Origin of the sequence: Paenibacillus sp. MZ03-122A, assembly GCF_024213325.1 — a bacterium.
In the GTDB taxonomy this organism is placed as follows: domain Bacteria; phylum Bacillota; class Bacilli; order Paenibacillales; family Paenibacillaceae; genus Paenibacillus; species Paenibacillus polymyxa_B.
The window spans coordinates 220,566-226,565 of sequence record NZ_JANAVI010000008.1 but is presented as its reverse complement, the minus strand read 5'-3'; the positions used below and the strand labels follow the sequence as shown (position 1 = coordinate 226,565).

Genomic DNA, 6,000 nt, shown 5'->3' with positions numbered 1-6,000 from the left:
GACTTGCATGTATTAGGCACGCCGCCAGCGTTCGTCCTGAGCCAGGATCAAACTCTCCATTAAAGACCAACCGAAGCTAGTTTATAGAAAGAGCGATAAGCTCATTTTGAAACTGACGAGATAAAATATCTCTTGTTTTGATTTTGCGAACAAAATCGTTTTACTCACTCGTTGTTCAGTTTTCAAAGATCAAACCTGCATAATGTCTCACTTTGTTTCACCACCGCGTCTCAGCGGCGACTTAAATAATGTAACACATAACTTCATTTTTCGTCAAGCTTTTTTTGAAAATTTATTTTTTCGCTTGAAGCAACACGTTTATCCTGCTTTAAACAGATCTAAATTATTCATGCTGCTTAATGGGGCGAGTTATAACTTAGCACATATTTTATATACTCGTCAACCTAAATTAATAATTTATATTTTGTAACTATCTATAAACACTAAATCACGTACAAAAAAGGAAGAAAAGTCGATTTAACAACCTTTCTTCCTGACAAATCAACCCTGCACATCAAATAAGGGAGTAACGCAGTTCACGATTTTGCCCACGATCCCTAAAATCCCCGGCAGCTGTTTCTCTAATAAGTGAACGATATACCAGTTTACGGAGCACGACGGTAAGATCCAATTGAAGATTCTTTAGCTCTGAATGGTTAATAAGTTCATTTATAGACCAGGGTTCCCGTCTGCTGCCTAATATACGGAATAGCGGAGATGAGCACTCCTCCATTTTTGACATCACTGAAAATTCACAAGCAAGCAATACTAGTTCAACCCGTTGCTCCAAGGTTTCTGTACTTAATGTGAGTTCGTTATACAGTTTGTCAATCGTTCGATCCAGAGGCTGTACCTGAACCCATAAGTGAGTCTTTGGATAAATCCCCCGTTCAATGAGTTCAATAGATGCCCAATGATCCAATGCTTTCAGAACACTTTGATAAGCGTCAATGATCCGCCCTTCTCGCACCGCTCTTTTACCATGAACGTAATTGACCAGAAAGCGGGAGAACTCATGAAATCGCTTCTGCTCCCGTAGTGGATCGTTAAAATCAACAATTTCCTGTCTTAAAAGACGGACCCTGTCATCCCGTTCCCAGACAATACGACCTTCTAGTACATAATCTATAATGTTGGCTTGTTCACCAGCGATAATCCATTCCTTCAGACAACTGAGCGTTGTGTACAACACTTGGCATCTTAAGCCATTCATAAATAAGTGTTGAATAGAACGAACCGGCTTGGTGCCTTCTCCAATAATTAGAATGAGTTCATCAAAGTCATACAACATCGAACCGTGAAAATACTCTCCCGGCTTTCTGTACGAAATAATACCTATTGAATCTTCCTGCAACAATTCATCATACATTAGGTTTAATTTGGTTAGCTGCACTTCTCCCTCCATACCTGCAAGGCGGCTATGACCGCAAATTGGATATTTGGATACATGTGATCATTTCTACATAAATAAGAAACTTCCTTCTTCAATTGTATAATTTTTTATCTTATTCACTTATTTTTTTCAGTGTTACCCAAGCACTTGCATCAGCAAAAGTTCGATTCCACACACCAATTCCTCCGAGCTTCAGCGATTTGGCAAGTTCTACTCTTGCCTTCAGAGATACCTGATCCTCTAGCCAAATCTTTTTGACCACGCCGTCTTCTGTATACTCGACATAATTCTGGCCTTCGGAAGCTCTAAACTTAGGCTTCAACTTAAATTTGGCTATGATATCCGCTGCTGACTTCATACCAAGTGATTTGGAGGTGACCTTAATCTTCCCTTCTTTGGGAGTCTCGGACCACACGCGAGTATATAACGGAATACCTAAAATCACTTTTTGAGGCGGCACTTCATCTTCCTGAATAATTCGCTTAATTGACGCTTCCGTCCATGGTAGCGAGGCGACAGAACCAGCCTTTGGACTAGCCGCCCAATGCTCATCATATGCCATTACCATGAGGTAATCTGTGATGGTGCCCAATGATTTTCGATCCAAAAAAGCTGACCACATTTCACTTTGAGATTTAGGCGTAACATCAATGGACAGTATTAAATCATGTTCCCGAGCCATCGGTTTAAGTTCCCGCAAAAATTGGGTGACATTGGGGCCATCCTTCGTATGAACATTTTCAAAGTCAATATTAATACCATCCAGATCATTTTCTAGGGCAAGTGAAATCATCTGATCTACAATCGCCTTTCGACGTTCAAAGGTAGACAATGCTTCAGTTGTTAATTCGGGATTAAAGCTGTTGCTCAACAAGCCCCAAACCTCCATCCCCTTGCGATGTGCCCAGCTGACATAGGCAGGATCTGCCTTGCTTTCTACAGTGCCCTCAGGATCGACGACACTGAACCACGTAGGACTCACCACATTTACTCCAGGCATAGGATCAAACTTGGAAGGATCGGGCTTGCGATTATAGACGGCTTCCCAAGCGAGGTTTACTGGCCTACCCTCCCAATGTTTTTCCGAGATGGACAAATCGTCTTTAGCCGAAGGGATCACAAGCTCTTCTCCTTCAGCGATATGGTCTGACTTAATGTATCCCGCATAGCCATTGTCTAATTGAACAAAACACCAATCTCCTTGTTTGGACCAAATACGTACCTTCGTCCGCTGAGATATATCTGTCAAAATGAAAGATAGGCTGGAGGCTTCTTTACGTAAGGCAATTCTAGCATCCTGTGGGCCATCCTTCTTTTCTACACTCCCCAGCCTGACCTTCTCTCCAGCTTTCATTAGGATGACAGCACCAGTTACAGGGTCTTCGTGTATAGAAACGCCGTATACTTCACGTACAGCCTCTATCGGGATATATACCTCTCCACTGATCACCTGAGGGGCTACGCTCAGCGCATATGTCTTACCATTCAGTTCCCCTTGTGCCTTCGAAACCTTCATATAGAGCAGGCTTTGTCTCGTCGCCATAATGACGGTTTGGCTATCATCCTCATAGCGAACTGTAGGATCAATTTGACTTTGCACCAATTTAAGCGGCATCAGCATGTTCTTGCCCGAGCTTTGAGCTTCATACCCAGTCAACTTGCCCTGCATAAAAATAGGACGGACACTGCCCTGCCAATCGGGTTTCTCGTGAAGGGGATTACCAAACCATACGACAGTAATTGCGCATATAATCGCTGCAAATAATAGCAGGCTTGCCGCTCCTTTGAATCGTGAACGTTTACGGCGGCGTCTGGAATGATTTCTGGCCAATATTGAACCTCCATTGTATAAACTTTGAATTACAAAAATAAAGTGATTTAAATAAAAAAACGCGGTAAATCCCCGCTTATGGGGAATTCCTCACGTTTCCAATCCATTACAATATATACATACCGCACAAAAAAACTTCTATTCCTTGTTTCGTTACGTTTGTATGTTACTACAAGCTTTGCATACTCCGTGTAACTCCATACGATGTCCATGCACCTCGAAGCCTGTTTCCAACGCGGCATGGCGTTCCACATCAGCCAAATAGGGATAACTGAAATCTTCAATTTTTCCGCATTTTTCGCAAATGATGTGATAGTGCTCCGAAATATTGGCATCATAACGACTGGCGTTATCTCCATAGGTCAACTCATGTACCATACCCGCTTCTATAAACATCTTTAAGTTATTATAAACCGTAGCCACACTCATACTTGGAAACTTGGACTCAAGCGCTCGATATATTTCATCTGCAGTCGGGTGCCCCATAGTTTCCATTAAATAGTTTAATATGGCATGACGCTGGGGTGTTATGCGTACACCTGTCTTCTTCAGAAGTTCCAAAGCATGCTGGACGCGTGCCGCCATATATGTCCACCGCCTTATCCCTTACTTACGATCCTATCAATTACCACGCATCTATTTACAACTTACTTCTAAACCTACTCACATTGTACGGTCTACTCAAGTTTCTTGTCAACGCGCCGTATTGTCGCCGGATGTTCCTATAGAGGTATCTGACTCAGGAGCTCCGGGTTCAGCCGGAGAGCTTTCAGATGTATCGGGCGCAGTCGTACCCCCGGAATCATCCAAGTCGGGTAACGACGGCATCAGTAACTTTTTAATGGTTAAATTGCTGTTACCCTCTACGTTGATCGCATACTTACCTGCCCCATTCTGACCTGAAATACTTTTACTATCTATTTTAAATGGAAAATCGGATTGAAGATTACCATAACTGCTTGAACCCTCTAACTGAAAATCTCCATTCGACGGAAGATCCAATACGATATCACCGACAGCACTGTATATTTTCCAATCTCCGCCCACCTGCTCGCTATGCACTTTGATAGAGCCATTAAGCGAAGTTGCATTCAGCTTGGCTGTAGAATTCAGCACATTCATGTCACCATTCTGAGTATCTACGGTGATGTCCCCTTCCGAGCGAGCGAGTTGAATATCACCTACCATGGTGTGTAGTGTCACAGCTCCTTCAATATCTCCTGCCTGCATATCGCCACGGTTCGTGCGCACATCTACATCTCCAGAAATCCGATGCAATTTAACCTGACCGTTCAGCGTGCCTCCCTTGACATTGCCGATAGCGTCATTAACGGTGAGATTTCCATTACCGCTCTCGAGCCGAATGCTGTCAATAGCATCAACTCCATTCAGGGTAATATTCCCGTTGGAGGTTCTAATCTGCACATTGAACCGCCGGTCCTCCGGCACGGTGATCAGCATGTTCACACGGGGCTGACGTTTGCTTGAAGCTCCGTATGACTGTGCCTCCGGACGAATCTGGATGGTCTTGCCGTCGGTAGAAGTCAGTGAAGAAGCTCGTGCAATCTTGTCCGCTTCGGCAGCAGGCGCTTGATCCACCCATAGAGTCCCACGTACCTCTATATTGGACACAGGCCGTCTGATCAGTGTTACATCACCATTAACCGAATCAACTACTAAATCGGACGTCTGCATAGTTACAGGTACCAGTACACCACCCATATCATACCGATTCTCTTTAGCCTGACTAAAATCCATAGAGGCTGATGTCAGATTGAGACTGACCCGGTTCCACAGATACATATAATGATTTTGCTGGGTCACGATAAAAACCGAGGCTGCCACTACCAAAGCGGACAGAATCCCCTTTAGGTCAGGCCTGAATCGCCTTCCGTTGTCAGACTTGCCTTCTTTATAATAGTACACAGCAAAAAAAATCAGATACTCCAGTCCCCAAAGCACGAAGATTACGGGCCACCAAACGAGGAGCTGAAGCATATATTCAGTATTTTGAAACACATCTACAATAAGCAAAATGCCTACAGCCATCAACAGAAGCGAAGAGGTGTAGCGACCGACTCTTATTTTACGGTGCACGCCAGCTTCACCCTCTTTCTTTCAACTTTTTACGCTTAAAGGACAGAAAGGCTTCCCTTAGAAAAAGGGATAAACCGATCATCATTAATAAAATGGCCAGCGTCAGGAATCCATAATCCTCAAAGAAAATGCTCAACCAGCGAGGTTTCATGCGGAACAAAATCATAAGCCCACCGCCTGCCACCAATAGCACAGCAAAAGCAAAGCCTCTCTCCCATGCATAAAAAGGACTACTTTGCTGGCCTTTAGCATCCATTCGTGCATAACGATCTGGCTTACGCCGATAACGAACCATGTAATCTGCTGACTGTAAGACATCATATACATTATAAAAATATAAAACGGGTATGAACAATCCAAGCAAAATAAGTAATGGGATGTTAATCCTCAAGCCATCAGAAGAAACATACAGCATCGCAAAAATATCTAGCAGGAGCAATACAATAAAACTAAGCCCCCTAATAAACAGCCCTAAAAAAAGATGTCCCAGTCCGGGTAACAATGCCGCCATGATAATAGCAATCACTTTGCGAAATTTAGCGTATTTTAGACGTTTCCCCTGTCTGGGCTGTTCCCGCTGTTCCGATGCTTGTAGCTGTCCAGCCTCTCCAGACGGTAACGGTTGTTCCGAGTTCATGCCATCCTCCCCTTTGAATCCCATGCGTGGCTCCGCTGAAAA

5 protein-coding genes and 1 rRNA gene are annotated in these 6,000 nt (G+C 43.7%); all 6 read right to left on the bottom strand.

The genetic code is table 11. The features are described 5' to 3' along the window. Nucleotides 1–63: ribosomal RNA gene (locus NLX74_RS18310) — 16S ribosomal RNA — on the bottom strand; the annotation flags it as partial. Between the two features lie 451 nt (nucleotides 64–514). Continuing rightward, entirely contained in the window at nucleotides 515–1,393 is an 879-nt protein-coding gene (locus NLX74_RS18305; RefSeq protein ID WP_254327115.1) for a nucleotidyltransferase-like protein, read from the bottom strand. 112 nt (nucleotides 1,394–1,505) lie between these two features. Beyond that, nucleotides 1,506–3,224, bottom strand: a complete 1,719-nt coding sequence (locus tag NLX74_RS18300) for a glycosyl hydrolase family 18 protein (RefSeq protein WP_254329562.1) — start codon at nucleotides 3,222–3,224, stop codon at nucleotides 1,506–1,508. 153 nt (nucleotides 3,225–3,377) lie between these two features. After that, complete coding sequence (perR, locus tag NLX74_RS18295) at nucleotides 3,378–3,809, bottom strand: peroxide-responsive transcriptional repressor PerR (RefSeq protein WP_254329561.1); 432 nt, start codon at nucleotides 3,807–3,809, stop codon at nucleotides 3,378–3,380. Between the two features lie 108 nt (nucleotides 3,810–3,917). Next, nucleotides 3,918–5,321, bottom strand: a complete 1,404-nt coding sequence (locus NLX74_RS18290; RefSeq protein WP_254329560.1) for a DUF4097 family beta strand repeat-containing protein — start codon at nucleotides 5,319–5,321, stop codon at nucleotides 3,918–3,920. 7 nt (nucleotides 5,322–5,328) lie between these two features. Continuing rightward, nucleotides 5,329–5,982, bottom strand: a complete 654-nt coding sequence (locus tag NLX74_RS18285) for a hypothetical protein (protein WP_254329559.1) — start codon at nucleotides 5,980–5,982, stop codon at nucleotides 5,329–5,331. Between the last annotated feature and the right edge of the window lie 18 nt (nucleotides 5,983–6,000).